Annotated in this window: 22 protein-coding genes; 15 read left to right on the top strand and 7 right to left on the bottom strand. The window is 61.1% G+C overall.

Annotated features, from left to right (window positions below):
- Positions 1-4: 4 nt before the first annotated feature.
- Positions 5-1,144, bottom strand: a complete 1,140-nt coding sequence (locus ACSQ26_RS05180; RefSeq protein ID WP_436006935.1) for an acyl-CoA dehydrogenase family protein — start codon at positions 1,142-1,144, stop codon at positions 5-7.
- 60 nt (positions 1,145-1,204) lie between these two features.
- Positions 1,205-2,836, bottom strand: coding sequence for a GMC family oxidoreductase (locus ACSQ26_RS05175; protein ID WP_436015103.1), 1,632 nt, complete (start codon positions 2,834-2,836; stop codon positions 1,205-1,207).
- Between the two features lie 103 nt (positions 2,837-2,939).
- On the opposite strand from ACSQ26_RS05175, the gene ACSQ26_RS05170 reads away from it, so the two are divergent.
- Positions 2,940-3,842: a LysR family transcriptional regulator gene (locus tag ACSQ26_RS05170; protein ID WP_436006933.1), complete on the top strand. Its 903-nt coding sequence runs from the start codon at positions 2,940-2,942 to the stop codon at positions 3,840-3,842.
- A gap of 6 nt (positions 3,843-3,848) precedes the next feature.
- Here the strand turns inward: ACSQ26_RS05170 and ACSQ26_RS05165 are convergent, their stop codons facing one another.
- From ACSQ26_RS05165 to ACSQ26_RS05155, 3 genes are all read right to left on the bottom strand, one after another.
- On the bottom strand, positions 3,849-4,367 hold the full coding sequence (locus ACSQ26_RS05165; protein ID WP_436006931.1) for a GNAT family N-acetyltransferase: 519 nt from the start codon (positions 4,365-4,367) through the stop codon (positions 3,849-3,851).
- 84 nt (positions 4,368-4,451) lie between these two features.
- Positions 4,452-6,041, bottom strand: coding sequence for an ABC transporter substrate-binding protein (locus ACSQ26_RS05160; protein WP_436006929.1), 1,590 nt, complete (start codon positions 6,039-6,041; stop codon positions 4,452-4,454).
- Positions 6,038-6,697: a helix-turn-helix domain-containing protein gene (locus ACSQ26_RS05155; protein ID WP_436006927.1), complete on the bottom strand. Its 660-nt coding sequence runs from the start codon at positions 6,695-6,697 to the stop codon at positions 6,038-6,040. Before ACSQ26_RS05155 ends, ACSQ26_RS05160 begins: the two co-directional genes overlap by 4 nt.
- A gap of 172 nt (positions 6,698-6,869) precedes the next feature.
- Here ACSQ26_RS05155 and ACSQ26_RS05150 point away from each other — a divergent pair, with 172 nt between their 5' ends.
- Genes ACSQ26_RS05150 through ACSQ26_RS05130 form a run of 5 tightly spaced genes read left to right on the top strand, consistent with a single transcriptional unit; the run spans position 6,870 to position 10,946 of the window.
- Entirely contained in the window at positions 6,870-7,931 is a 1,062-nt protein-coding gene (locus tag ACSQ26_RS05150) for an ABC transporter permease (RefSeq protein ID WP_436015101.1), read from the top strand.
- Positions 7,932-7,940: 9 nt separating this feature from the next.
- A complete protein-coding gene (locus tag ACSQ26_RS05145; protein WP_436006925.1) occupies positions 7,941-8,852 on the top strand; it encodes an ABC transporter permease in 912 nt (303 codons plus the stop codon).
- A complete protein-coding gene (locus ACSQ26_RS05140; protein ID WP_436006923.1) occupies positions 8,849-9,685 on the top strand; it encodes an ABC transporter ATP-binding protein in 837 nt (278 codons plus the stop codon). The genes ACSQ26_RS05145 and ACSQ26_RS05140 overlap by 4 nt, the downstream gene beginning before the upstream one ends.
- Positions 9,682-10,416, top strand: coding sequence for an ABC transporter ATP-binding protein (locus ACSQ26_RS05135; RefSeq protein WP_436006921.1), 735 nt, complete (start codon positions 9,682-9,684; stop codon positions 10,414-10,416). Before ACSQ26_RS05140 ends, ACSQ26_RS05135 begins: the two co-directional genes overlap by 4 nt.
- 29 nt (positions 10,417-10,445) lie before the next feature.
- Entirely contained in the window at positions 10,446-10,946 is a 501-nt protein-coding gene (locus ACSQ26_RS05130; RefSeq protein WP_436006919.1) for a GAF domain-containing protein, read from the top strand.
- 4 nt (positions 10,947-10,950) lie between these two features.
- Here the strand turns inward: ACSQ26_RS05130 and ACSQ26_RS05125 are convergent, their stop codons facing one another.
- Positions 10,951-12,603, bottom strand: a complete 1,653-nt coding sequence (locus ACSQ26_RS05125) for an adenylate/guanylate cyclase domain-containing protein (protein WP_436006917.1) — start codon at positions 12,601-12,603, stop codon at positions 10,951-10,953.
- A gap of 378 nt (positions 12,604-12,981) precedes the next feature.
- On the opposite strand from ACSQ26_RS05125, the gene ACSQ26_RS05120 reads away from it, so the two are divergent.
- Both ACSQ26_RS05120 and ACSQ26_RS05115 read left to right on the top strand, forming a co-directional pair.
- Entirely contained in the window at positions 12,982-13,842 is an 861-nt protein-coding gene (locus ACSQ26_RS05120; protein ID WP_436006915.1) for an FkbM family methyltransferase, read from the top strand.
- A gap of 68 nt (positions 13,843-13,910) precedes the next feature.
- Complete coding sequence (locus tag ACSQ26_RS05115; RefSeq protein ID WP_436006913.1) at positions 13,911-15,092, top strand: DUF3095 domain-containing protein; 1,182 nt, start codon at positions 13,911-13,913, stop codon at positions 15,090-15,092.
- Here ACSQ26_RS05115 and ACSQ26_RS05110 read toward each other — a convergent pair.
- Positions 15,082-16,431 carry a nucleotide sugar dehydrogenase gene (locus ACSQ26_RS05110; RefSeq protein WP_436006911.1) on the bottom strand — a complete coding sequence of 450 codons (1,350 nt, stop codon included), beginning with the start codon at positions 16,429-16,431 and terminating at the stop codon, positions 15,082-15,084. The genes ACSQ26_RS05115 and ACSQ26_RS05110 overlap by 11 nt on opposite strands.
- A 243-nt stretch (positions 16,432-16,674) precedes the next feature.
- On the opposite strand from ACSQ26_RS05110, the gene ACSQ26_RS05105 reads away from it, so the two are divergent.
- The 7 genes from ACSQ26_RS05105 (at position 16,675) to ACSQ26_RS05075 (ending at position 26,397) form a co-directional block, all read left to right on the top strand.
- Complete coding sequence (locus ACSQ26_RS05105) at positions 16,675-18,021, top strand: adenylate/guanylate cyclase domain-containing protein (protein WP_436006909.1); 1,347 nt, start codon at positions 16,675-16,677, stop codon at positions 18,019-18,021.
- The gene (locus ACSQ26_RS05100; protein ID WP_436006907.1) at positions 18,018-18,983 is read left to right on the top strand and encodes a polysaccharide lyase; all 966 of its coding nucleotides are present in this window, start codon (positions 18,018-18,020) and stop codon (positions 18,981-18,983) included. Before ACSQ26_RS05105 ends, ACSQ26_RS05100 begins: the two co-directional genes overlap by 4 nt.
- A gap of 162 nt (positions 18,984-19,145) precedes the next feature.
- Complete coding sequence (locus ACSQ26_RS05095; RefSeq protein WP_436006905.1) at positions 19,146-21,038, top strand: ABC transporter ATP-binding protein; 1,893 nt, start codon at positions 19,146-19,148, stop codon at positions 21,036-21,038.
- On the top strand, positions 21,035-22,948 hold the full coding sequence (locus tag ACSQ26_RS05090; protein ID WP_436006903.1) for an ABC transporter substrate-binding protein: 1,914 nt from the start codon (positions 21,035-21,037) through the stop codon (positions 22,946-22,948). Before ACSQ26_RS05095 ends, ACSQ26_RS05090 begins: the two co-directional genes overlap by 4 nt.
- 2 nt (positions 22,949-22,950) lie before the next feature.
- A complete protein-coding gene (locus tag ACSQ26_RS05085; protein ID WP_436006901.1) occupies positions 22,951-23,949 on the top strand; it encodes an ABC transporter permease in 999 nt (332 codons plus the stop codon).
- Positions 23,946-25,127: an ABC transporter permease gene (locus ACSQ26_RS05080; RefSeq protein ID WP_436006899.1), complete on the top strand. Its 1,182-nt coding sequence runs from the start codon at positions 23,946-23,948 to the stop codon at positions 25,125-25,127. Before ACSQ26_RS05085 ends, ACSQ26_RS05080 begins: the two co-directional genes overlap by 4 nt.
- A gap of 58 nt (positions 25,128-25,185) precedes the next feature.
- Complete coding sequence (locus ACSQ26_RS05075) at positions 25,186-26,397, top strand: glycosyltransferase family protein (protein ID WP_436006897.1); 1,212 nt, start codon at positions 25,186-25,188, stop codon at positions 26,395-26,397.
- Positions 26,398-26,403 lie beyond the last annotated feature (6 nt).

Here is a 26,403-nt window from a genome sequence, read left to right as displayed (position 1 = left end):
GGCCTCAATTCGCAAACATCTGGCGAGCCACGATCACGCGCATGATCTCGTTGGTGCCTTCGAGGATCTGATGGACGCGCAGATCGCGGACGATCTTCTCGATGCCATAATCGGCGAGATAACCGTATCCGCCATGCAGTTGCAGCGCGCTATTGGCGACATCGAAGGCGACATCGGTCACGAAGCGCTTGGCCATGGCGCAGAATTTCGTAGCATCCGGCGTCTTGTTGTCGAGCTTCCACGCCGCCTGATGCAGGAAGATTCGAGCCGCCTGCAGTTCGGTCTCCATGTCGGCGACCTTGAACTGCAGTGCCTGGAAATCGGCGAGCCTGCCGCCGAACGCCTTGCGTTCCTTCATGTAGGCAATCGTCTTGTCGAGGGCCGATTGAGCGCCGCCCAGCGCACAGGCCGCGATATTGAGCCGCCCGCCATCGAGACCGGCCATCGCATACTTGAACCCCTGCCCCTCCTCGCCGACGAGATTATCGAGCGGCACGCCGCAATGGTCGAACTGCACCTGCGTGGTAGGCTGCGCCTTCCAGCCCATCTTCTTCTCGAAGGCGCCGAAACTCAGTCCCTCGCTCGGGCTCGGCACCACCACGGTCGAGATGCCCTTTGGGCCATCGACGCCGGTGCGGCACATCACGACATAGAGATCGGAATAATTGCCGCCCGAGATGAAGGCCTTGGAGCCGTTCAGCACATAACTGTCGTTTGTCTTGGTCGCTTTGGTGCGAAGTGCGGCGGCATCCGAGCCCGAACCCGGCTCGGTCAGGCAATAGGAGGCGATGGTCTTCATCGTACACATATCAGGCAGCAGCCGTGCCTTGATTTCCCTAGAACCATAGCGGTCGATCATCCAGGCGCACATATTGTGGATCGAGACGAAAGCCGCCACCGCCGGGCAGGCCATGGAGAGCGCCTCGAAGATCAGCGCCGCATCGAGCCGCTTGAGGCCGGAACCGCCAACCTCTTCCGAGACATAGATACCGCCAAGGCCGAGCGCGCCGATATCCTCGAGCAATTGGCGCGGGATCGTGCCGTCCTCTTCCCACTGCGCGGCGAACGGCGCGATGCGCTCCTGCCCGAAGGCGAAGGCCATGTCCCAGATCGCCTGCTGTTCCTCGGAACGTTCAAAATCCATGCTTCTCTCCCGGCTGCCTGACGCCTGCCCGATCCCGCTGTCCTCGGCTGGCAATCTCTTTCACGAATGCGGTCCTTTGGCGTCCTCGAGGATCATTGCCGCCCCCTTCATCGCAATCATCGATGTCGGCGTATTGGTGTTGCCCGAAGTGATCGTCGGCATGATGGAGGCATCAACCACGCGCAGGCCGGAGAGACCATGCACCCGAAGCCGCTCATCCACAACGGCAAAGGGGCCGCTGGCGAGCCCCATCTTGGCGGTACCCACGGGATGGAAGATCGTGGTGCCGATATCGCCTGCCGCCTTGGCCAGCGCCGCGTCATCGTCGCCAACAGCAAGCCCCGGCAGATATTCCTCCGGCGAGAAGACCGCCAGCGCCTTCTGCTTCATCAGCCGACGGGTGACACGGATCGCATCGGCGGCAACCTGCCGGTCTTCGTCCGTGGTGAGGTAATGCGGCGCGATCATCGGCGGCGCATCGAGATCCCTGCTCTTCAGCATGACAACGCCGCGCGAGGTGGGCCTCAAATTGCAGGCGCTGACGGTGATCGCCGGGAACCGGTGTAGCGGATCGCCGAACTTGTCGAGCGACAGCGGCTGGACGTGAAACTGGATATTCGGCCGTTCCTGATGCGGATCGGACCGGGTGAATATGCCGAGCTGCGACGGCGCCATGGTCAGCGGCCCACGGCGAAGCAAGGCGTATTCCGCGCCCATCAGCCCGCGTTTGAAGAGATTATGATAGGTCTCGTTCAGGGTCTTCACGCCGCGGACCTTGTAGATTGCCCGCTGCTGCAGATGATCCTGCAGATTGCCACCGACACCCTTAAGTTCATGGACGGTATCGATGCCGAGCGGCGACAGCCAATCCGACGGGCCGACGCCGGAGCGCTGCAATATCTGTGTCGAGCCAATCGAACCAGCCGAGAGAACGACTTCACCTCTCGCCTTTGCCGTCACGGTCTGGCCGCCCTGACGGAAGCGAACGCCGGTCACGCGCCGGCCATCGAAAATCAACTGCTCGACCGTCACACCTGTTTCGAGCCTGAGATTGGGGCGGTTCAGCACCGGCTTGAGGAAGCCTCGCGCCGAGGACCAGCGGCGGCCCATCTTCTGGTTCACATGGAAATAGCCCGAGCCCTCATTGTTGCCGGTATTGAAGTCGGTACTGCGGGGAATGCCCATCTCGGCGGCCGCGTCCTGCACGGCTGAAAGCACTTGCCAGGACAGGCGCGGCGGCTCAACACGCCAGCCGCCACCGATGCCGTGATGCTCGCTCTCGCCAAGGAAATGGTCTTCCATTTTCCGGAACACCGGCAGCACATCACCCCAACCCCAGCCGGTCATGCCGAGCTGCCGCCAATGATCGTAATCGGCCGCCTGCCCGCGCATGGCGATCATCGCATTGATGGACGACGACCCGCCGATGACCTTCCCACGGGGATAGGCCAGCGAACGGCCATTGAGCCCCGCTTCCGGCTCGGTGCGGAACATCCAGTCGGCGCGCGGATTGCCGATCGCGAAGAGATAGCCGACCGGAATGTGGAACCAGATCCAGTTGTCGCGCCCGCCGGCTTCGAGCAGCAGCACGCGGTTTTTCGGATCGGCCGAAAGCTGGTTGGCGACGATGCAGCCCGCCGTGCCGGCGCCGACAACGATATAGTCATAATCGCCCTCGAGCTGCTGAGCCACCTTTTCCTCCATGCGCATGCTTGTCTCCTCGGCGCAATCGTTCTACCAAACGGGCTTACGAGCAACGCCGAAATTTGCACATAGCTTGTGCGGAAAGATAGATATGGACTGGGATGATCTCCGGGTGTTTCTGTCAGTGGCGCGTGCGGGCACCGTTTCCGAGGCGTCGCGGGTGCTGGAGATAGATCATTCCACCGTATCCCGGCGACTCGCCAATCTCGAATCCCGCATCGGCATACGTCTCTTCGATCGTGCCGGCCGGCGCCTCCGGATCAATGCTGCAGGCGAACAACTGATGCGGACCGCCGAGCGGCTGGAATCGGGCCTGTTGTCCGATCTCGCAGTGCTCGAATCGATGCAGGGCTCGCGCGTCGGAACCGTCCGCATCGGCGTTCCAGAGGGGCTCGGCGTAGGCTATCTCGCTGGCCGGATCGGGGCGCTGGCGGCTTCCTTCCCGGAGATCTCGCTGGAACTCGTCGCCCTGCCGCAGAACTATTCGCTGGCTGCGCGCGAGGTGGATATCGCCATCACGCTCGACCGGCCGCAATTCGGCAATATCGCCGTCCGCAAGCTGACCGACTATGTGCTGCAGTTCTTCGGCACATCAGATTATTTCAAGGCCTTCGGCCGGCCGGCCAGCCTGGAGGACATGGCGGGACACGCGCTTTGCGGCTACATATCCCAGCTACTCTTCACGCCACTGCTCGATTACCTTGTTTTCGACGGCGTCCGGCTCAACCCGACGATCCGCAGCACCAGCATCGTCGCCCAGCTTGAAATGGTGAAAAGCGGTTCGGCACTCGGCATGCTGCCGGTGTTTATGTGCGCGGATCAGTCAACCTTGCAGCCTATCCTGAAGGCTCACAGCGTCATCCGCAGCTATTGGCTGACGGTGCATGACGACCTGCGCGGGGTCGAGCGCATAAGGATCATTTCGGAGGCATTGGTTCAGCTTGCGCGGCAGGATCGGGCGCGCTTCGTCCCGGAAATAGGGTCAGCGCCTTGACGGAATTTAGGCGGCCGTCGCGCTAGCGAAAGCCGGATTGATCCGCGCCATCTGTGTACTATGCGTAAACTTGCCGGCGCGGAAATTGTCAAAACGCGCCTCGCCTTCCACGACGAAACCGTGCTTGAGATAGAGGCCCATCGCACGCTGATTTTCGGACGCGACGGTCAGTTCCATCCGCACGATATTCAGCCAGTTGTCCGAAAGCTTCAGCATCTCAGCAACCAACGCACTGCCGACACCGCGTCCCTGGAAATCGGGATGTACTGCAATGCCGAAGCTCGCGACATGCTTGCGGCGATGCGAGGCACTTGTGATGATGCCCAGATGGCCAACGGCCCTGCCCTCGATCTCGCAGACGAGTTCGACGCCGTTCGGATCCTTGGCTTTCCAGAAACTCGTCCAGAACTGGCCGTCCCGGAGCGGAATCTGGCCGGTATTGGCGATCACGGACTCGAACGTGTAAATCGCGGCGATTTCGGCGGCATCGGCCTGCTTGATCGCGCGGACGAGAAGATCACTCAAAACCGGCCTCCCTGACGTCTGAACCTGTACGGGGGATGGGCTGCCCGGGGGTAGATCGGGCAGCCCGTTTCGCCGTGAAGGCTTTTACTTCTTCACGAGGCGATAGTAGACGAAGTCCGACGTCGCGCCATTGACATAGCCCGACACGTTCTTCGCCATGGCGACCTGGGTCGCGGCCTGGAACATGATGACGATCGGCGACTTGGCCTGCACCTTCTTCTGGAGGTCGATATACATCGCGTCACGCTTTGCCGGATCGGCTTCCTTCTTGGCGGCAAGCGTTTCCTTGTTCATCTCTTCAGGCACGGCCCAACCATTGCGCCATGTCGTGGTCGATGCGTATTTGTCGTCCGAATTGTCGGCATTGTAGGCGAATGCGCTGGCGTTGGAATCCGGATCCATAAAATCCGGGCCCCAATAGAGCAGCATGGCTTCATGCGTACGCGCACGATACTTGGTGATCACCTGGCTGCCGGTGCCGGGAATGATCTCGAAGTTGATGCCGGCTTCTGCAAAGCCCGCCTGCAACGACTGCGCCATATCGGTGAACGGCGTGGAGTTGATCACGTCGAGCGTCACCTTGATAGGTGTCTTCACACCGCCATCGGCAAGGATCTTCTTGGCCTTTTCCACGTCATAGGTGAACGGCGTATCGTCGAGCGAGCCTGGGAAGCCCTTCGGCCAGAAGGCCTGGTGGATTTCCATCTGGCCCTTGAGGAACGAGTCCGTCATGCCCTTGTAGTTGACGAGATAGCGCGCGGCTTCCCAGATCGCCGGGTTGGTCAGCGACTCGGTCTTCTGGTTGAAGCTCAGGAAGTGGACGGCCGCCTGCGGATAGGTCTCGACGGTGAAATTGCCCTTGGTGGTGATGCTGGCGATCTGGTCCGGCGTCAGGTTCTTGGCAAGATCGACGTCACCGGATTCGAGCAGCAGCTGCTGGGTTGCCGATTCCGCGACATGGCGGATGATCAGCGACTTCATGGCTGGCGCGCCACCGAAATAATCCGGGTTGGCGGCAAGGTTGAGAATTTCGCCGGGGCGGAAGGCCTTGAGCACGAAGGGACCGGTGCCGGCGGAATTGGCCTTCAGCCAGGCATTGCCCATGTCGCCACTGGCTTCGTTGGCCTGCACGGTGACTGCATCGACGACCGATGCCGGGCGCGATGCCAGCACGTTGAGCACGAAGGCCGAGGAGAAGTCACCGGAATAGGTGGCGACGACGCGGTTGCCGTCGGCGCGGACCATCGAATCGAAATTCTCGGGCGTCCAGCCGAGCTGGGTCAGCACGAATGCGGGCGCCTTGTTGAGCACCACGACGCGCTTCCAGGAATAGACGACGTCTTCGGCGCGAACGGAATTGCCAGATGAGAATTTCGCGCCTTCGCGAAGTTCGAACGTAATGGTCTTGGCTGCATCGTCCACGGTCCACTTGCTGGCAAGGCCCGGCACCATCTTCTTCACGTCGGGCGCATCATATTGCACCAGGCGATCATAGGTCTGCGTCACATATTCGCCGGACGAGAATTCATACGCTTCGGCCGGATCGATCGAGACGATGTCGTCAATATTCGCGGCAACGACAAGCGCATCCGCAGGCGTCGCGGCAAAGGCGGTTGTCGCGGCGGCGGGCACCAGCATGGATGCCGCGACCAGCGCGGCGGTGAGCATTTTCATCGGTCGTTCTCCTCTTTCCCAGGTTTCTTAGGTGTCTTGTTTTTGGTCTTGGTGGTCAAATCCGCCGTGGCCGTCCGGCCGCGGAAGAGTGGAAGCGTGCCGGTCCACAGAACCTTGGCCGGCTTGCCGGAATCATTCCACCAGGCATGCGGGCGATTGCCGCGAAAATGCAGGCTGTCGCCGACATTCATCACGATAACTTCCTCGTCGAGGCGCTGGTTGATCGTGCCTTCCAGCACGTAGAGTATCTCCTCGCCCTCATGGCTGACCGTCTCGGACTTGTAGCCGGGCGGAATGTTGAGGACGAAGGAGGACAGGATGTTGCCGGCGAAATCCGCGGCGATGCGTTCGTAGAGAATCGACGAACCGTCGACCGAGAATTTCTGCCTTTCCTCGGCGCGGGTCAGCGAATCCTCGATGCTTGGCGTCGAGATGAAATAATCCATGCCGACATCGAGGCTGCGGGCAATCTGTGCCAATGTGCCGAGCGACGGCGTCGCCTGGTCGCGCTCGACCTGGCTGAGATAACCCATGGAAATGCCGGCGGCCTCGCAGATTTCCTGCAAGGTCATATGCAACTGCCGGCGGCGCGCACGGATCAGCGCACCCACTTTGGGCTGCGTGAAATCCATTGCTGTTGCGGTTTGATTGGCCATTCCCCGTCCAAAGCCAGTAAAATTTATTTGATACAAGCAAAATTTTTTGTATGTTCGCAAGTGAAATTTTTTGAAAGCCCGGATAAGCCTCCGGAAAAACAATCGGACCTGACGATGACGACACGACGAGATCACGGAAGGGATCGCGGACTTGGCATTTGAACCAGAAGCGATGCCGGCAGCCACGTCAGCAATCAAGCTGCCGCGTGAAAGCGGCCGGACCGGACGTTTCGCGGTGAGCCTCGCTGGCTTCCTGATATCGGTCGCGCTCACCTTCCTCGGATTGCTCGCCATCACTTTCTTCATCGGCCGCGTCGTGCCGATCGATCCCGTGCTTGCCGTCGTGGGCGACCGCGCGCCGCGAGCGGTCTATGAGGCCGCCAAACTGCAACTAGGCCTCGACAAGCCGCTCTATCTCCAGTTCGTCAATTATGTCGTCTCGGTATTGCGGGGCGATTTCGGCATGTCGGTCTCGACAGGCAAGCCGGTGATCGACGACCTCAAGCGCGTCTTCCCCGCCACACTCGAAATGGCGACGATCGGCATCATCATCGGCATGGTGCTCGGCATCCCGATGGGCGTCTATGCCGCCAGCCATCGCGGCACCGCCAGGGATCAGGTCATCCGCGTGATCGGCCTGTTCGGCTATTCCGTCCCGGCATTCTGGCTCGGCCTCGTGGGGCTCGCGGTCTTCTATGCGAGGCTCAAATGGGTGGGCGGACCCGGCCGCGTCGATATCTTCTATGATGGGCTGGTGACGCCCGTGACCGGCATCATGCTGATCGACAGCCTGATCGCGGGCGAGACCGACATTTTCTTCAACGCGATCTCGCATCTCCTGCTGCCGGCGAGCGTGCTGGGCTTCTTCAGCCTCGCCTATATCGCCCGCATGACGCGCTCGTTCATGCTCGACCAGCTGGCGCAGGAATATGTGACAACCGCTCGCGTCAAGGGCGTGCCCGAACGGCTGGTGATCTGGCGTCATGCGTTCAGGCCGATCCTCGTGCCGCTGATCACGGTCTGCGGTCTTTCCTATGCCGGCCTGCTCGAGGGCTCCGTGATGATCGAGACGATCTTCTCCTGGCCCGGCATCGGCAATTACCTAACAGTGGCGCTGCTCAATGCCGACATGTCGGCGGTGCTGGGCGCGACACTGGTCATCGGCGCCGTCTTCATAGCCATCAACAAGATCTCGGATGCGCTCTATCGCATCCTCGACCCACGCGCACGGTAGGAGTTTCGCATGGCTTTTGCCGATGTCCAGAACTGGCTGACCGCCGACAGCCCCGGGTCGCGCATGCAGGCGCGGCTAAGCCGCTTCTACCGCATATCAGGCGCGCTTTCGCGCAACACGCTCGCCATGGTCGGCTTCGTTATCATCCTCGTGCTGATCCTGACCGCGATCTTTGCGCCCTGGATCGCCACGCACGATCCCCTGACGCAGGATCTCACGGCCCGACTGCTGCCGCCATCGGCCACGAACTGGATGGGCACCGACGAACTCGGCCGCGATATCTGGTCGCGCGTGGTTTTCGGCGCGCGGATCACATTGGCTATCGTCATCATCGTCGCAGTGCTGGCCGCGCCCGCCGGGCTGATCATCGGCGCGGTCTCCGGTTATTTCGGGGGCTGGGTCGATCGCATCCTGATGGGCATCACCGACATCTTCCTGTCGATGCCGAAGCTGATCCTGGCGCTGGCATTGGTCGCCGCATTGGGTCCCGGCATCGAAAATGCCATCATCGCCATCGCCATCACCTCCTGGCCGGGCTATGCCCGCATCGCGCGTGCCGAGACGATGACCTTCAAAAATTCGGAATTCATTGCTGCCGTGCGCCTGCAAGGCGCTTCGGCGCTGCGGGTCATCCTCGGCCATGTGCTACCGCTCTGCACCTCTTCGATGATCATCCGCGTCACCCTCGACATGGCCGGCATCATCCTCACTGCTGCGGGCCTCGGCTTCATCGGACTGGGCGCCCAGCCGCCGCTGCCCGAATGGGGCGCGATGATCGCCCGTGGCCGCTCCTTCATTCTCGACCAGTGGTGGGTCGCCACCATGCCGGGCTTCGCCATCATCATCGTCAGCCTCGGCTTCTGCTTCCTGGGCGACGGCTTGCGCGATGTGCTGGACCCGAAAAGCGGAGAAGGTCATTGAGCGCGCCGCTTCTCACCGTCGAAGGCCTGCATGTGACCTTCCCGACGCCCCGCGGACCGATCGATGTCGTGCGCGACATCTCTTTCTCGCTCAGCCGCGAGCGGCTCGGCATTGTCGGCGAAAGCGGATCGGGAAAGTCGATGACCGGCCGCTCGATCCTCAAGCTGATCCGCGCCCCCGGCAAGGTCACCGCGAAGAAACTCGAATTCGACGGCATCGACCTGCTCAAGCAGTCCGAACGCCAGATGCGCGCCATCAGGGGCGCCCGCATCTCCATGGTCATGCAGGATCCGAAATTCTCGCTCAACCCTGTCATGACCGTGAAAGAGCAGATCGCCGAAGCGCTGCGGACGCACCAGAAGCTCGCCGCGCGCGACATCCATGCCCGCGTGCTCTCGATGCTGGAAGCGGTGCGGATTGACGATCCCGAGCGGGTGGCGCGGCTCTATCCACATGAACTCTCCGGCGGCATGGGCCAGCGCGTGATGATCGCCATGATGCTGATCCCCGAACCGGATATCCTGATCGCCGACGAGCCGACCTCGGCGCTCGACGTGTCGGTGCAGGCGCAAGTCCTCGACATCATCGACGAACTGGTGCGCCGCAAGGGCATGGGCCTGATCTTCATCAGCCACGACCTCAACCTCGTCTCCAGCTATTGCGACCGCATCGTGGTGATGAATTCCGGCCGCATCGTGGAGGAATGCAAGGCCGGCGAACTGATGAACGCGACCCATCCCTATACCAGGGCGCTGATCTCCGCCGTCCCCCGTCTCGATGAAACCCGCGAGGAACTTCCCGTCCTCGACCGCAGCGCGTGGGCCGGAACATGAGTGCACTCACCCTCAAGAATCTCGATGTCTTCTACGGCCGCACGCAGATCACGCATGGGGTCAATCTCGATATCCTCGAAGGCGAGAGTTTTGCGCTGGTCGGCGAGAGCGGTTCCGGCAAATCCACCGTGCTGAAGGCGATCGCCGGCCTTGCGCCCGAATGGCAGGGCTCGATCGCCGCCTATGGCGAGCAACGCAGCCATGGCATCGACCGCGCCTTTTCGCGCACCTGCCAGATGGTGTTCCAGGATCCCTACGGCTCGCTGCATCCGCGCAAGACGGTCGATGCGATCCTGTCCGAGCCGCTGTCCATCCATGGCATCGGTAACCAGGATGCCAAGGTCGAGGACGTCCTGACCTCCGTCGGTCTGGACCGCCGCTTCCGTTTCCGCTTTCCCCATCAGCTCTCCGGCGGCCAGCGCCAGCGCGTGGCGATCGCCCGCGCGCTGATCCTCGAACCGAAATTGATGCTGCTCGACGAGCCGACCTCGGCGCTCGATGTCTCGGTGCAGGCCGAAATCCTCAATCTCCTCAAGCGGATCCGCCGCGAGCGCAATCTCACCTACCTCATGGTCACCCACAACCTGCCGGTCGTCTCGTTCCTCTGCGACCGGCTGGCGGTGATGCGGCATGGCCGCATCGTCGAGGTGGCCGATGTCGCCCAACTCAAGCGGGCCGAGCTGGTCGACCCCTATTCCCGCGAACTGATCGATACCGCCGTCACGCACTAATGATGGCCAGCATGAAGGACCAACAAATAATGACCAACGAGGATTTTGCCGCGGCACTGGCTGCGTTCGACGATGCGATCGCCAACGATACGCGCGCCGACGCGCCCTGGATCGCGCTCGAGACGCTCGCGCGAAAAGTGATCGGCGCAAAGCTCTTCACCACCATGACCGTCGATATGAAGAACGAAGTCGCGCGCCGCGCCTATACCTCCGATCCGGTCAGCTACCCCTCGTCCGGCACCAAGCCGATCCGCTACGACAGCTGGTTCGATATCGTCCACAAGGAACGCAAGTCCTTCGTCGCCAATACGATCGAAGACATTGCCAAGGTGTTTCCGGACTACGAGCTGATCGATTCACTCGGCTGCCAGTCCGTCGTCAATATCCCGGTCGTGGTGGGTGGCGAATTGCTCGGCACGGTCAATTGCCTGGATGTCGCGCATCACTACACGCCGGAGCGCGTCGCGGCATCGGAACTGCTGAAGATGCCGGCGCGGTTGGCCTTTCTCGCGGCCGGCCGTTCGGCCTGAGGGTTCAGGCCACCACTGCCACGGAAGGAGTCGCAAGGGCGGCTGAAATATCGGTCGCCTTCAAAACGACCCATGTCTCGAGCTTGGCGGCACGGCCACGGATTTCCAGTTCCTCGACCTCGTGGCCGGGGAACGTCACGCCGGCGAGCTTGACCAGATCGGCAGACACGACCAGTTCGACATTCTTCTGCTTGGCGAGGCCTTCGAGCCGGCTCGCCGTGTTGATCGTGTCGCCGATCGCGGTCAGCGACGTTGCCTTGCCGTGACCCATCCGGCCGACAATGGCGGGTCCGGCATGCAGGCCCATAGCGATCCTCAGCGGCGCATCGAGCTCGGCACTGAAAGAGGCATTGAGTTTCTCGATCCCTTCCGCCAGCTTCACCGCCGCCTGCAGCGCCTGGCGGCAAGCCTGAGCATAGGACGTCTCGATGCCGAAAAGCGCGATGGCACCGTCGCCGATGAACTTGTCGACCATACCGCCCGATGACTCCACCGCCTGATCGACGACCGTAAAATATCGGTTGAGCAGGAACACCACGTCGTAGGGCAGTTTTTTCTCGGACAGCTGGGTGAAGGACCGCAGGTCGCAGAACAGTGCCGCCACCATGCGTTCCTGCCCAGCAACCGCGTTCGGCGCCTGCCGGGCGGCGAGCAACGTTGAGCCGACATCGACGAGCGGCAGCACCGTGAGATCATGGGTCGGCCGCAATTGGCAGGCGAGCCGCACATTGCCACCCGCGCCAATGCTCTTCAGCGTCGCCACCTCCCTCGCCTCAATCGCCGGCTGCCCATCCAGCCCGTCGAGGATTTGCACGCGACACGTCGAGCAGCGCCCGCGCCCGCCGCAGACCGAGACGTGCGGAATGCCCGCCGACCGGCTGGCTTCCAGGATGCTCAAGCCCGGATTGACCGATACGATCCTGCCCCCGGCATAACGGATGCGGATCTTGTTCCGCTGCGGGATGAACTTGACGAGAATCACGCCTGCGATAACCAGCAGGAAGACCGCGTAGAAACTGTAGATGATGCGATAAAGCGTTCGCAGCGGCAGCCCCGCTTCCGTGTTCGGGGTCGGCGCTGCGAGTGCAGAGGCATGCATGCCCGAATAGAAGCCGATGATCGCCAGCACCGGCACAACAACGGCGATCATGTGGAAGATGGGCGCCACGCGCTGGAACCATACCTTTCCGCGCAGCCAGAACCACATGCCGAGACAGCCATGCGCCCAGGCGATCACCAAGGCCGCAGTATAGAACGCCACCGTGCCGTTCGATATCCACATCGACCGGAGGACTTCCGTATAGCCCCTGACATAACCGGTCAGCGAGAATTCAAGCCTGGTGGCAATCACGTGCTCGGCGAGCAGGAAAGGAAGCGCCAGGCCGAACAGGATCTTCAGCGCTTCGCCAACCGGCATGCGCAGATTGCCGCGCCGCCAGAGCGCATCAAGCGCCAGCGCAAAATGGCTGAGCAGCGCGCCATAGAGCAGGATCGTGCCGGGTATGCTGCGCCAGAAAATGTTGAAGCCCGCGCGACCCGCCTCCATCAACTCGATCGAACTGATACCAAGTGCGTGATTGATGAAATGACCAGCGACGAAGAAAGCAAGCACCAGCCCCGATGCGATATGCACCCTGGACTTGGTGATGGTGCTCATGATGGACACTGCGGACGCCCTGCTTTCTCGCGATCGAACCTATTCGATCGGTTGTCCTGTAGCAATATTCCTGCAATTTGCTAAATGCGAACGGTGATTAGAGCCTTTCATTGTTAAATGAAATCAGTTCTGTTGGCTCAAACGGAGTCGGATGGTCGACCGGCCGGCGCGCGTCGTAGCCACGATCTACGGCCAAGCCGGCCGGTCGATCAGCCGGCCCGTTTCAGCCAACCCGAAGGGCCGGGCATCTTTCCGCCAGGCTCAGAGGCGATCGTCTCGGACATACATCTGGGTATGTCCTTCGCCAATCGCCTCTGCCCTGACGAAAACCTGCTCCGGCAGAACTGCTTTCATTTAACAATGAAAGGCTCTAACCGAATGGATAACAGTTTGGCCCGGATGTTCCGCCGATTGCGCGACAGGCTCGCCAGCCGCTTTTTCGACACACGCTACGGCCGCGATCTGCTCATCAAGGCAATTGGCAGCCGAACCCGCTTCATCACGGTGGACAATGGCGATCACCTGATCACCTTCTCCCCCGCCGATTATCTCGGCCGCAGCGTCTTCGTGAAGGGCCATTTCGATCGCGATCATGTCGACCGGCTGATGCGGCATCTGAAAGCGCTGGGCTTGGGTATCGAGGGCAAGACGCTTCTGGAGATCGGCGGCAATATCGGCACCCACACGATCTATTTCGCGCTGACTGGCGCCTTCGGCCGCATCGTCACCGTCGAGCCGGATCCGCGCAATTTTGAGCTTCTCGTTGAGAATATCACCCAGAACGGTTTTGATGAACTCGTTGTGCCAATCAATTGCGCGGCAAGCGACATCGAAGGCCAGATCGACTTCTTCCTGCATCCTGATAATCACGGCAAGAGCAGCCCGAATTCTCGCAGTGCGGCCGACATCAAGATCGCGGTCCCGGCAAGACCTGTGCCGGCAATTCTGGCTGACGCCGGCATTGCGGAAGCGGATGTTGGCCTCGTCTGGATGGATATCGAGGGCTACGAGCCCATCGCCTGCCGGTCCATGACGTCACTTTTCGAGCGCCGGGTCTCGGTGCATTGCGAATTCACGTCGGAATTTTACGGCGCTGAAAAGGCTGCCGAATTCGTCGGCTTCCTTGCCCGCTATTACGAGGATTGCCTTGTCTTCTTCAACGACGACAGCATGGCACGGATGAAAGTCGCCGACATCCCCCTAGATCGCGAACAGTTCGACATCCTTCTCATTCCCTGATGAAAAGAAGCCTTCTGCGCCACGCAACTGTGATCGCATAGCGTCCATGATCATGCTAGATTGCCTGCATGGTGGAGAGCGACAGCAACAGATTTTTCAGCCAGATACCGGTCTTCGAGGAATTCGGAGGCGTAACCGATCTCGGCAATTATCGACCATTGCCCGATGATTGGGCGCTGGTGACCGGCGACATCGTCGATTCCACCGGTGCGATCAAGGCCGGCAGCTACAAGTCGGTCAACATGGCCGGCGCCAGCATCATTTCCGCCGTGCTCAATGCTGTCGGAAGCCAGGATCTCCCCTTCGTCTTTGGTGGTGACGGCGCGACCGTCGCTGTGCCGCCATCCGGCATCGAGAAGGCGCGCGCTGCAATCGCTGCCGTCCGAACCTGGGCCGACGAGGAGCTTGCACTCAGCCTCCGTGGCGCCGTCGTGCCCCTGAAGGATATCCGCGCGGAGGGTCTTGACGTCCTCGTCGCCCGGTTCAAGGCTAGCGAACATGCCTCCTACGCGATGTTCGCGGGTGGCGGGGCAAGCTGGGCCGAGGCGCGCATGAAGGAAGGCAAGTTCAGCGTGCCCGCAGCCCCGGCAACGTTGCGACCGGACCTGAACGGGCTATCGTGCCGCTGGAGCCCGATCCCATCGCGCCATGGCGAGATCGTCTCGATCATCGCGGTTCCCGGCCCGGCGCAGGACGCTGCTGCATTTCGCGATCTGATCAACGGCATCGTCGCCATCGCTGCAAGCGAGGAACGCGGCGGTCACCCGGTTCCCGCCGAGGGCCCGACACCAGGCCTGACCAGCGCGGGCCTGGAACTCGAGGCACGCGTACGCGCGCCCAAAGGCCAGCGGCTGAAAGCCAAGCTGAGGGCGATGATGGAATACGCCCTCGGCAACGGCCTCGCATACTTCAACATGAAACTCGGTGATTTCGACGGACGCCGCTACAAGAGCGACGTCTCCGCCAACAGCGATTTCCGCAAGTTCGACGACGGGCTGAAGATGACCGTCGATGTCGACAAGGCCCGGCTCGCCATGATCGAGCAGCGGCTGGAAGACGCGGCGCGATCGGCGGTCTGCCGCTACGGCATCCACCGTCAGGACGCGGCCCTGATGACTTGCTTCGTGGTCAACCCCATGCAGCGCGATCACATGCATTTCATCGACGGCGCAGCCGGTGGCTACGCGCTTGCGGCAGCCCAACTCAAGGGCAAGGCGCCCGTTCTGGTCAAGGCCGCCGCTACGCCTTGACGATGTTGTCGCCGCTGATCTTGCGGCGGCCGAAGGCATTGCGCGTATCGACCACGATCTGCGCCCACTCGGCGAGCGCGGCGTAATCTATGTCATCGTGGTCGGTGGCGATCAGCACCGCGTCGAAACCTGAAACAATTTCCTGCGTCAACGCCACGGATGGCCGATCCTTGAGGTGGCCGTACTCACGCGTCGAAGGCACTTTCGGCACATGCGGATCGTGATAGCTCGCCCGCCCACCCCGCGCCTCGATCAACTCGATCAGCTTGAGCGACGGGCTTTCACGAATATCAGGCACGTTCTTCTTGTAGGCGAGCCCGATCACCAGCACATGCGAACGGCTGAGTGCCTTGCCGGCGCGGATGTCGAGCGCTTCGGCAAGCCGATCCACCACATGCCTCGGCATGGCGGAGTTGATCTCCCCCGCCAACTCGATGAAGCGTGTCGGTAGCTCATACTCGCGCGATTTCCAGGTCAGGTAGAAGGGATCGATCGGGATGCAGTGCCCACCGAGCCCCGGACCTGGGTAAAAGGGCATATAGCCGAAGGGCTTGGTCTTGGCCGCGTCGATCACTTCCCAGATATCGATGCCCATCGCCTCGTAGACGACCTTGAGTTCGTTGACGAGCGCGATGTTGACCGCGCGGAAGATGTTCTCTGTGAGCTTCACAGCTTCCGCCGTGGCCGTGGTGGAAACCGGCACGACGGTAGTCACCGCCGCGCCATAGAAAGCCTCCATCAGGGCTGCGGCCTCTGCGCCGTCACCGGCGACCACTTTGGGGATCGTCGAGGTCTCGAAATCCTTGTTGCCCGGATCTTCGCGCTCAGGCGAAAAGCCAAGGAAGAAATCGCGGCCGGATTTGAGCCCGGTTTCCTCCAGTATCGGCCGGACCACACCGTCCGTCGTGCCGGGATAAGTCGTCGATTCGAGCACGATCAGTTGGCCTGGACGCAGGGCGGCGGCGATGGCCTCGCTCGTCTTGGTGACAAAGGAGAGGTCCGGATCGCGGTGCTTGGTCAGCGGCGTCGGCACGCAGATGACGATGACATCGCAGGTTCCAAGCTCGGCGAATTCCGTAGTTGCCCGGAACCGGCCCGACGACGTCTGCGCCGAAAGCACCTGATGCGAAACCGCATCGATATAGGACTGCCCCGCTTCGATCATGGTGATCTTGCCGGGGTCGATATCGAAGCCGGTCACCGGAAATCCGCTTCGCGCCACGGTCATCGCCAGCGGCAGCCCGACATAGCCGAGACCGATCACGCCGACGCGCGCCAGACGTCCGGAAATGCTCGCGAGGAGGGTATCGAAAGAAGAATGGGCGTCCGTCAATGTCATGGCTCTCGGCGTGGGATTTGCCGTTCAGTTGCGGCTTCGCCTGCACCATGTCAAGGGTGCCGGCTCCAATGCCGGAGAATTGATTTTTGTAAATCTACGTAAAGTTTAGGCCTCGCAACTGGCTTTGCCTCGGACGCGTACTTATATTGCAGCGCGACGCGATCGATCGGTTGCGCCGGGTGACATGTTCCAGCATCGATGCGCGACGCTTGACGCTGGTTGGCAGAAAGACCAGATAAAACAATGATTATTCCCCGTGCAAATATTTCCGAATCCCTCATCGAGCGTGTATCGCACTGGCTCCAGCAATCGGCCCTCGGCGGCAGCGACCTCGAAGGGTTGGTGCATGGTCTCTGCGAGCGGCTGGCGGCCGCCGGCATCCCCCTGCTCAGGGTACATTTGAGCTTCTCCATGCTCCATCCGCTCTATGACGCGCTGGGCTTCACCTGGATCAAGGGCAAGGGTGTGAGTGTCGAAGGGTTCCGCCCGACGGGCAGCGACGGCGAGAAAGACCGGTTCCTCAGGAGCCCCTATTTCTATCTGCTAAGCAACGGTCTGCCGCATCTGAGACGCCGGATCGATCCGATGACGTCTTCGGAATTCGGCATTTTCGACGATCTCAAGGAAATGGGCGGCACGGATTATCTCGCCTTCGTCGAATCCTTTGGTGAAGATACGACGCGCGGCATGGTCGGCTCATGGACCACCGACGCAGCGGGCGGCTTCGGCGACGAGGTGATCGACGCGCTGCTGCATATCCAGAACGACCTCGCGGTTGCCGCCAAGATGGCCGTGCTCAGCAAGCTCGCCGACAACATGGTCACCACCTATCTCGGCGGCAATGCCGGCCAGCGGGTGCTGTCAGGCCAGGTTCGTCGCGGCGATGGCGAAACTATTCGTGCGGCGCTCGTCATGGGCGACATGCGCCAATCGACCGTGCTCGCCGAGAAGTCTGGCCGACAGGTTTATATCGACACCCTCAACGTCTTCTTCGACGCGATCGCCGCTCCTTTCAACAAGAACGGCGGCGAGATCCTGAGCTTCATGGGCGACGGCTTCCTCGCCGTTTACCCCTGTGACAGGCATCGCGAACCATCCGAGGTCGCTACCCAGGCGGCTATGGCTGCCGTGCGGGAGGCCAATGCCCGCATGGCCGAACTCAATGCCGACCGCAAGCAGAACCGCCTTGGCGAAATCCGCTACGGCATCGGCCTACATGTCGGCAACGTGATGTACGGCAATGTCGGGCTCAAGGACCGCTTGACCTTCTCCGCTTTCGGCGGCGCGGTCAACGAGGTGCAGCGTCTGCAGGGTCTGACCAAGACACTTGGCCAGACGGTGATCGCCAGCCAGGCCTTCGCCACCTATTGCGGCGGCGACTGGGTGACGCTCGGCGAGAAGCGCCTGCGCGGCGTCGAGGAAAAGGTCACGGTGTTGATGCCGAGCGAAAGCAACATGACGATGTCCGGCATCGAGCTTGCAGAAAGTAATGGACACGATGTGCGCTCTGAAGCAGAACATGTGATGCTGCTCTACCGCAACACGCGCCAGCAGAAACCAACACTGCCGGGACCGAATTTCTTGCAATGAAGAAGGCAATCGCGATCGCCATGTTTCTAGCGTCCGTACTTTCAAGCGCCGAGGCGATCGCAGACGATACCAGTGCAAGGCTTTTCGACAGTTTCGACGGCGCCGATTTCTCGGCCGCCGGCGGCCTATATTACAAGAACAATGCCGAGCAGCGCTCCGGCCAGGTCGAGTTCCAGAAGGACGTGACGCTTGACGGCGGCGGAGCGCTGAAGCTCACCGTTCGCCCGGGCTGTGGTATCAATCGCGAAGATTGCTCCGAGCGGGCGGAAATCTGGGAAAAACCGCAGCTGCGCGTGCCCTATGACGAGGCTGTCTGGTATGGCTTCGCGGTAAAATTCGCCGATCCGATCCCTAGGGATGACCACCGTTATCTGATTGCCCAGTGGAAGCGCGAGATCGATCCCGGCGCGCCGGGCGATTTCAGCCCCTTCCTGGCGTTGAGGCTGCGCAAAGGCAAGCTCTTCGCCACGGTCGAAGCCAATCACTTCGCGCCGGTCTCGATCCAGCCGAAAGGCACGACGGCACGATGCGGCGACGGCCAGACGCCGGTCTGGCTTCGTCCCGAAACCAACCAGATGCGCGCGCTGGTGGCGACAGACGGCAATTGGGAAAGCGAAGACGGCGGGCTATTCAATGCCTGCACGGACAAGATCACGATCATCGATCGCGGCAACAAGCTGCCGTCACCGGATTCGGGCTGGATCGATTTTGCCATCATGACCAAGCCCGGCCCCGATGGCACCGGCCATATCGAGATTTTCGCCAACAACAAATGGGTGGTCACGATCAAGGGCTATATCGGCCACAACGACCCGCCCCTGGGCGACAATCAGTATTTCAAATTCGGTCCATACAGGGCCGCGAACTCGACCGAATGGACACTCTATTACGACGATTTCCGCCGCAGCCCTGACTGCGCCGATGTGCTGCGCGACCAGGCTGCCTGCGCTCTGGTCCGCTAGCGGATCCCGTTTCCAACGCTTCTTGTCCCCTCGACCATCACGCCTTGTCGCGGACCGCAGCAAAAAATTGCCGTGGCCGGACAATGGACTCCGCCTCTTTAGTGAGCTAGCATTTTTTCGGGGAACACAGAATTCACGTGAAATGATGGAAGGCCAGCAACCATGGCGTCGGCAACCGACCTCCTGAGGGTCGAGAACCTTAGTATCTCGTTCGCCCTGCTTGGTGGCAAGGTCGATGCCGTGAAGCGGGCGGACTTGCGCGTCCTGCCGGGCAAGGTCACCGCCCTGGTTGGAGAGTCCGGCTCGGGGAAATCCGTTATCAGCCAAGCGGTTATGGGCATTCTGCCGAATACCGCCAGCGCCGGCGGCAAAATCCTGTTCAACGATCCAGCATCGTCCTCCGGAGCTGTGGACCTGTTGACATTGCCGCGTGACGGCCGCGAAATTCGCGCCATTCGCGGCGACAGGATGGGCATGATCTTCCAGGAGCCGATGACCTCGCTGTCACCACTCCACACGATCGGCAACCAGATATCCGAAGTCCTCAAGATTCACACCGAGGACACGAGCGCCCAGCGCCGCGCGGCCACCGAAGAGATGCTCGGGCTCGTCGGTTTCAAGGACCCGAAGCGTGCTTACGACATGTATCCGTTCGAACTCTCGGGCGGCATGCGCCAGCGCGCGATGATCGCGATGGCGCTCATCTGCCGTCCCGCGCTGCTCATCGCCGACGAGCCGACGACCGCGCTTGACGTGACGATCCAGGCGCAAATCCTGCAGCTTCTTCGTGAATTGCAGACCAAGCTCAACATGGCGATGCTGCTGATCACCCATGATCTCGGTGTCGTGGCCAATGTCGCCGACGAGGTCGTCGTCATCTATCACGGCGAGATCATGGAAGCGGGACCGGTCGAGCAGATTTTCCGCAATCCCACACACCCCTATCTCAAAGGGCTGCTGGCAGCCGTGCCGCATTTCGATATGGGACCGGGCGAGCGCCTGAAACCGCTCCGCGAAGTGCCGGTCGATACCAGTCGCCTGATGAACCTGGAAAAGCCGAGAGCCGCGCAAAAGGATGGCGTGCTGCTTTCTGTCCGCGATATCGTCAAGACCTACGGCACGCGCAAGTCCAACTGGTTCGCCAAGGACACGACGCCGCCGCTCCGTGCCGTGGATGGCGTCAGCTTCGATGTGATGCGCGGCGAATGTCTCGGCCTGGTCGGCGAAAGTGGCTGCGGCAAGACGACTTTGAGCAAGATCCTGATGCGCGCGCTGACGCCCGATTCAGGCTCGGTCATTTTCAATGGCGAAGGCAGCCCCATCGACGTCATCAAGGCCGAGGGCAGCGCACTCAAGACGCTACGGGCGGATATCCAGATGGTGTTCCAGGATCCGGTCGCCTCGTTGTCACCTCGCATGACGATCCAGAACATCGTCAGCGAACCGCTTGAGATTCATGATCGCGGCAATGCCCGGACCCGCCAGGACAAGGTTGCCGAACTGCTCGAAGCGGTGGGGCTCAGCCGGCGCCATCTCAACCGCTATCCGCATGGTCTCTCCGGCGGCCAGAGGCAGCGCGTCGGCATCGCGCGTGCGCTTGCGCTCAACCCGGACCTGTTGATCTGCGACGAACCCGTTTCTGCGCTCGATGTCTCAGTCCAAGCTCAGATCCTAAACCTTCTCAAGGACCTGCAGAGCGAACTCGGCCTCACCTACATCTTCATCTCCCACAATCTTGCGGTCGTGGACTACATGGCCGACCGGATCGCAGTGATGTGCGCCGGCCGCATCGTCGAGATCGCCCCACGTCATTCGCTGATGCAGACGCCGATACATCCCTATACCAAGTCGCTTCTTGCAGCGGTGCCCTTCCCCGACCTCGACCGACCACTGGATTTTACGGCTCTCAAGACCAACGGCGCCCGCGACATTCGCAACTGGGGCGCGCAGTTCCGCAACGAAGGCGAACAGGATGCCTTGTCCTTTGCCGATCTCGGCGAAGGACATCTCGTGCTCGCACGGCGAAGCGCCGACGTGAAGGAGTTGCAGCATTGATCAAGCGGCGCACCTTCCTCGGCCTGATGGCATCAAGCTGCCTGCCTGCCCTTGCGCAGGCGCAGGTACCCGACGTCGCACGGGAACCGACTTTCCTCTGGCCGCGCCTCAGGGCGGCGGCCTTACCCGACATCATCGACCGCCTGCCCAAGAAGCCCCGCCTCATCAACATGGCGAAAACCGGTCGCAAGCCGGGCGGCTATGGCGGCGAAATTCGTGTTCTGGTCGGCAGCCAGCGCGATACGCGCCTGATGACGATCAACGGTTACGCACGGCTCGTCGGCTATGATGAAAAGCTGGGGTTGCATGCCGATGTCCTGGAGAGCTTCGAGGTCGTCGAGGACCGGATCTTCACGTTCAAGATCAGGGAAGGCCATCGCTGGTCCGACGGCAGCTATCTGACGTCGGAAGACTTCCGTTATGCCTGGGAGGATGTGATCCTCAACGAGGACCTGCGACGCGGCGGACTGCCGCGCGAACTCCTCGCCCAAGACAAGCCGCCGGTCTTCGAAGTGCTCGACAAATACTCGGTGCGCTACACATGGCCGTCACCGAATCCGGATTTTCTGCCAAAGCTCGCAGCACCGCAGCCGATCGTCGTGGTCATGCCGGCGACTTATCTCAAGCAATTCCACAAGAAGTACCAGGACGAGTTCCGTCTTGCCGCGCTGGTCAAGCAATATCGCGCCAAGCATTGGAAGGAACTCCACACCAAGATGTCGCGCAGCTACCGGCCGGAAAATCCGGAACTGCCGACGCTCGACCCGTGGCGCAACACCACCGCGCCGCCGGCAGAGCAGTTCGTCTTTGAGCGTAATCCCTTCTTCCACCGGATCGACGAGAACGGCCTGCAGCTGCCTTATATCGACCGCGTGCTACTTAACGTCAGTTCCTCGGAAATCATCGCCGCCAAGACCGGCGCCGGCGAGAGCGACCTGCAATTCACCGGCATCGACTTCACGGATTACGCATTCCTGAAGGACTCGGAAAAGCGCTATCCGGTCAAGGTCAGCCTGTGGACCAAGACGCAAGGCGCGCTGATCGCCATGCTGCCGAACCTCAACAGTGCCGACGACGTCTGGCGCAAGTTGTTTCAGGATGTCAGGGTGAGGCGCGCATTGTCGCTGGCGATCGACCGCACCGAGATCAACAAGGCCGTTTTCTATGGCCTGGCGGCTGAAAGCGCCGATACGATCCTGCCCGAAAGCCCGCTCTTCAAGCCCGAATACAAGACCGCCTGGGCAAGCCACGATCCGGACAAGGCCAACGCGCTCCTTGATGAAGCGGGTCTCGACAAGCGCGATGAAGACGGCTTCCGCCTGCTGCCCGACGGCCGGCTGGCGCAGATCATCGTCGAGACGGCCGGCGAGAGCACGCTCGAAACCGACGTGCTGGAACTGGTTACCGATCACTGGAAAAAGATCGGCATCTCGCTGTTCATCAAGACCTCGCAGCGCGACATCTTCCGCAACCGCGCCATGGCCGGCCAGATCATGGTCTCGATGTGGTCGGGTCTCGACAACGGCGTGCCGACGGCTGATATGAATCCCGCCCAACTCGCGCCGACGGCCGACGAGCAACTGCAATGGCCGGTCTGGGGCATGTACTATCTGTCGAACGGGAAGAAGGGCAAGGCGCCCGACATGCCCGAAGCGGTGGAACTGATCGAGCTCTTGGGCAAGTGGAAGCAGGCCACCGATATTGCCGAACGCACGGCCATCTGGTCTAAAATGCTGGACATCTATTCCGAACAGGTTTTCTCGATCGGCATCGTCAACGCGTCACGCCAGCCCATACTCCGCTCGGCGCGCCTCCAGAACGTGCCTGAGGAAGGGCTCTTCGGTTTCGATCCCACCTGCTATCTCGGCGTCTATATGCCGGATAGCTTCTGGCTTGGCGTGGAGAGCTGACGATGCTGCGATACATCCTTTGGCGCATCGCCGTCATGATCCCGACCCTGCTGATCATCTCGGCACTGGTCTTCACCATCATCGAACTGCCGCCCGGCGATTATTTCGAAAGCTACATCGCCGACCTCGCCGCCCAGGGCGAGGACGTCGACATGGCCGAGATTGCGGAACTGCGCGCCGAATACGGTTTCGACAAGCCCCCGGTCATTCGCTACTTTTATTGGGTGGCGGGCATGCTGCAGGGCGATTTCGGCTATTCGTTCGAATTTCAGCTACCGGTGAGCGAAGTGGTGGGCGACCGATTGTGGCTGACCATGCTGGTGTCCTTCTTCACCATTATCTTTACCTGGATCATCGCCTTCCCGATCGGCATCTATTCGGCGACGCATCAATATAGCTGGACGGATTTCGGCCTGACATTCGTGGGCCTGATCGGCATAGCCATACCCAATTTCATGTTCGCGCTGATCCTGATGTATTTCGCCAATATCTGGTTCGGAACCTCGATCGGCCATCTGATGGACCAGAAATATCTCGCCGAGCCGATGAGCTGGGCCAAGGCGAGTTCGATCCTGGAACATATCTGGATACCGGTGGTCATCGTCGGCACCGCCGGTACGGCGAGCATGATCAGGAAGCTGCGCGCCAACCTGCTTGACGAATTGCAGAAGCAATATGTCGTCACGGCCCGCGCCAAAGGCCTTCACCCCTTCAAGACACTGGTCAAATATCCGCTCAGGATGTCGCTGAATTTCTTCATATCGGATATCGGCTCGATCCTGCCGGCGATCATATCGGGTGCTGAAATCACGGCGATCGTGCTCTCGCTCGAAACGACAGGCCCGATGCTGATCAAGGCGTTGCAGAGCCAGGACATGTACCTGGCCGGCTCGTTCCTGATGTTCCTGGCATTCCTGACCGTCATCGGCGTGCTGATATCGGATATTGCGCTGGCCTTCCTCGACCCACGTATCAGGCTGCAGGGCGGGAGCACCAAATGACAGCGACCACGCCACTGCCAAACGCCGGCGAGCCCATGATGCATTACGTGTCGGATGCGCCGTTCGATCCCTATTCCATCGAGGGCATGACGGAAGAGCAGGAGCGCGTCTTCAAGGCGTCGCAACTGAAGCTCATGTGGTGGAAGTTCAAGCGCCACAGGCTGGCGGTCGTCTCCGGGATCTTCCTCCTCCTGCTTTATTTCGTGGTCGCCATCGTTGAATTCCTGGCGCCTTATAACCTTCACACACGCAACGTAGACTTCATCCATGCGCCGCCGCAGGCAATCCATCTCTTCGACAAGGGCGAGTTTATCGGCCCCTTTGTCTATGGCCGGGATATGACTCTAGATATGGACACTCTGAAGCGCGTCTACAGGGACAACCCGGAGAAGGTCGAACCGTTGCGCTTCTTCTGCTCGGGTGATTCCTACAAGTTCTGGGGCATGGTAGATGCCAGTTTCCACGTCGTCTGCCCGGCTAAGGACGGCCAGTTCTTCCTGCTTGGCAGCGACCGGCTGGGGCGCGACGTTTTTTCCCGAATCCTCTACGGCGCCCGGATTTCGCTGACCATCGGCCTGATCGGCATCATCGTCAGCTTCACTCTTGGGATTGTCATTGGCGGGCTCGCGGGTTACCACGGCGGCATATTCGACATGATCGTACAGCGGATCATAGAAGTTCTGCAGTCGATCCCGAGCATACCCCTCTGGATGGCGTTAGCCGCCATCATGCCCGTCACATGGAGCCCCATGCTGATCTATCTCGGCATCACCGCGATCCTCGGACTGCTTGACTGGACGGGCCTGGCCCGTGCGGTCCGCTCCAAGCTGCTCTCGCTGCGCGAAGAGGATTACGTGCTGGCGGCCCAGCTGATGGGCGCCAAATCGAGCCGCATCATCGGCCGCCATCTGGTGCCCGGCTTCATGTCGCACCTGATCGCCACGGCAACGCTCGCCGTTCCCGGCATGATCCTCGGCGAGACGGCGCTCAGCTTCCTCGGCCTCGGATTGCGGGCGCCGATCACCAGCTGGGGTATCCTGCTGACGGAGGCCCGCAGCGTCAGCGTCATCGCCTTCTATCCATGGCTGCTGTTCCCGATCATTCCGGTCATCCTGGTCATCCTGGCCTTCAACTTCCTCGGTGACGGGCTGCGCGACGCCGCCGATCCGTATAAGTGAAAGTGGAGTTCGACATGCTCGCGAAGACTGTGACCGCACGCTTTCCGGAGCACCTGAAATGAGCCGGCGTGTCGAAGACGCCCGTATCCTGATGTACAGCCACGATACGTTCGGCCTCGGCCACCTCAGGCGTTGCCGCACGATCGCGCATGCGCTGGTCGAGGATTATCGCGGGCTTGAGATTCTCATCATTTCCGGCGCCACCATCGCCGGCGCCTTCGACTATCGTGCCCGCGTCGATTTCGTGAAAATCCCGAGCGTTATCAAGCTGCGCAACGGCGAATATGAATCGATGGAGCGCCACAGGGATCTCGACGAGACGCTGAAGATGCGCGAGGCGATCATCCGCCATACCGCCGAGACCTTCCAGCCGGACATCTTCATCGTCGACAAGGAACCGCTCGGCATGAAGGGCGAGGTCGAGTCGACGCTGACCTACCTCAAGACACGCGGCACCACGCTCGTCCTCGGTCTGAGGGAGGTGATGGACGCGCCGCACCTGCTGGACGCGGAGTGGAAGCGCAAGAACGTGATGCCGAAGATCGCGCAGTTCTACGATCATGTCTGGGTCTACGGCCCGCCGGATTTCTATGACCCGCTGATCGGCCTCGAAGTGCCGGACAATGTGCGCGCCAAGATGAACTTCGTCGGCTTCCTGCAGCGCAGCGTGCCAAACGAGGAACGGATCGCGCGGGTTTCGCATGGTGACTATATCCTCGTCACAACAGGCGGCGGCGGCGATGGTGCGGACCTGGTTCGTGACGTGCTCAACGCCTATAAGGAAGACAGGAGCCTTCAGCAAAGGGCGTTGGTGGTTCTCGGTCCTTACATGCCGGCGAGGAAACGTATCAAGCTTTCGCGCAAAGCCTCATCCCTGCCCTATGTCGAGGTCATCGAGTTCGACAATCGCATGGAGGAACTGGTGGCCGGCGCCAAGGCCGTCGTTGCCATGGGCGGCTACAACACCTATTGCGAGATCCTCTCCTTCGACAAGCCGGCGCTGATCGTGCCGCGCGTACAGCCGCGCGAGGAACAGTTGATCAGGGCGATGCGTGCCACCGAACTCGGCCTGATCGATATGCTGAGGCCGGAGGAATCCGAGGATCCCAAGCTGCTGGCAGGAGCACTGCGCAAGCTTTTGGAGCGGAAGCCGCCATCGATCACCGCACACGAGAGCATCCGGCTCGAAGGACTGCCGCATATATCGCAGATCGTCGGCGGACTGTTCGACCGGCGTCATCCGGACCATCTGTCGATCGCCAAGGGATGATGCGGT

Origin of the sequence: Rhizobium sp. LjRoot254, from assembly GCF_964254105.1 — a bacterium.
Classification (GTDB): domain Bacteria; phylum Pseudomonadota; class Alphaproteobacteria; order Rhizobiales; family Rhizobiaceae; genus Rhizobium_E.
The sequence above is the reverse complement of the archived record's forward strand: the minus strand, read 5'-3'. Positions and strand labels throughout refer to the sequence as shown.

Coding starts and splice junctions, on each gene's coding strand:
- ACSQ26_RS05095 (WP_436006905.1), top strand. CDS start 19,146: ATGGCGTCGGCAACCGACCTCCTGAGGGTCGAGAACCTTAGTATCTCG.
- ACSQ26_RS05115 (WP_436006913.1), top strand. CDS start 13,911: ATGGTGGAGAGCGACAGCAACAGATTTTTCAGCCAGATACCGGTCTTC.
- ACSQ26_RS05180 (WP_436006935.1), bottom strand. CDS start 1,144: ATGGATTTTGAACGTTCCGAGGAACAGCAGGCGATCTGGGACATGGCC.
- ACSQ26_RS05085 (WP_436006901.1), top strand. CDS start 22,951: ATGCTGCGATACATCCTTTGGCGCATCGCCGTCATGATCCCGACCCTG.
- ACSQ26_RS05125 (WP_436006917.1), bottom strand. CDS start 12,603: ATGAGCACCATCACCAAGTCCAGGGTGCATATCGCATCGGGGCTGGTG.
- ACSQ26_RS05105 (WP_436006909.1), top strand. CDS start 16,675: ATGATTATTCCCCGTGCAAATATTTCCGAATCCCTCATCGAGCGTGTA.
- ACSQ26_RS05135 (WP_436006921.1), top strand. CDS start 9,682: ATGAGTGCACTCACCCTCAAGAATCTCGATGTCTTCTACGGCCGCACG.
- ACSQ26_RS05075 (WP_436006897.1), top strand. CDS start 25,186: ATGAGCCGGCGTGTCGAAGACGCCCGTATCCTGATGTACAGCCACGAT.
- ACSQ26_RS05120 (WP_436006915.1), top strand. CDS start 12,982: ATGGATAACAGTTTGGCCCGGATGTTCCGCCGATTGCGCGACAGGCTC.
- ACSQ26_RS05110 (WP_436006911.1), bottom strand. CDS start 16,431: ATGACATTGACGGACGCCCATTCTTCTTTCGATACCCTCCTCGCGAGC.
- ACSQ26_RS05170 (WP_436006933.1), top strand. CDS start 2,940: ATGGACTGGGATGATCTCCGGGTGTTTCTGTCAGTGGCGCGTGCGGGC.
- ACSQ26_RS05150 (WP_436015101.1), top strand. CDS start 6,870: ATGCCGGCAGCCACGTCAGCAATCAAGCTGCCGCGTGAAAGCGGCCGG.
- ACSQ26_RS05100 (WP_436006907.1), top strand. CDS start 18,018: ATGAAGAAGGCAATCGCGATCGCCATGTTTCTAGCGTCCGTACTTTCA.
- ACSQ26_RS05080 (WP_436006899.1), top strand. CDS start 23,946: ATGACAGCGACCACGCCACTGCCAAACGCCGGCGAGCCCATGATGCAT.
- ACSQ26_RS05145 (WP_436006925.1), top strand. CDS start 7,941: ATGGCTTTTGCCGATGTCCAGAACTGGCTGACCGCCGACAGCCCCGGG.
- ACSQ26_RS05160 (WP_436006929.1), bottom strand. CDS start 6,041: ATGAAAATGCTCACCGCCGCGCTGGTCGCGGCATCCATGCTGGTGCCC.
- ACSQ26_RS05130 (WP_436006919.1), top strand. CDS start 10,446: ATGACCAACGAGGATTTTGCCGCGGCACTGGCTGCGTTCGACGATGCG.
- ACSQ26_RS05155 (WP_436006927.1), bottom strand. CDS start 6,697: ATGGCCAATCAAACCGCAACAGCAATGGATTTCACGCAGCCCAAAGTG.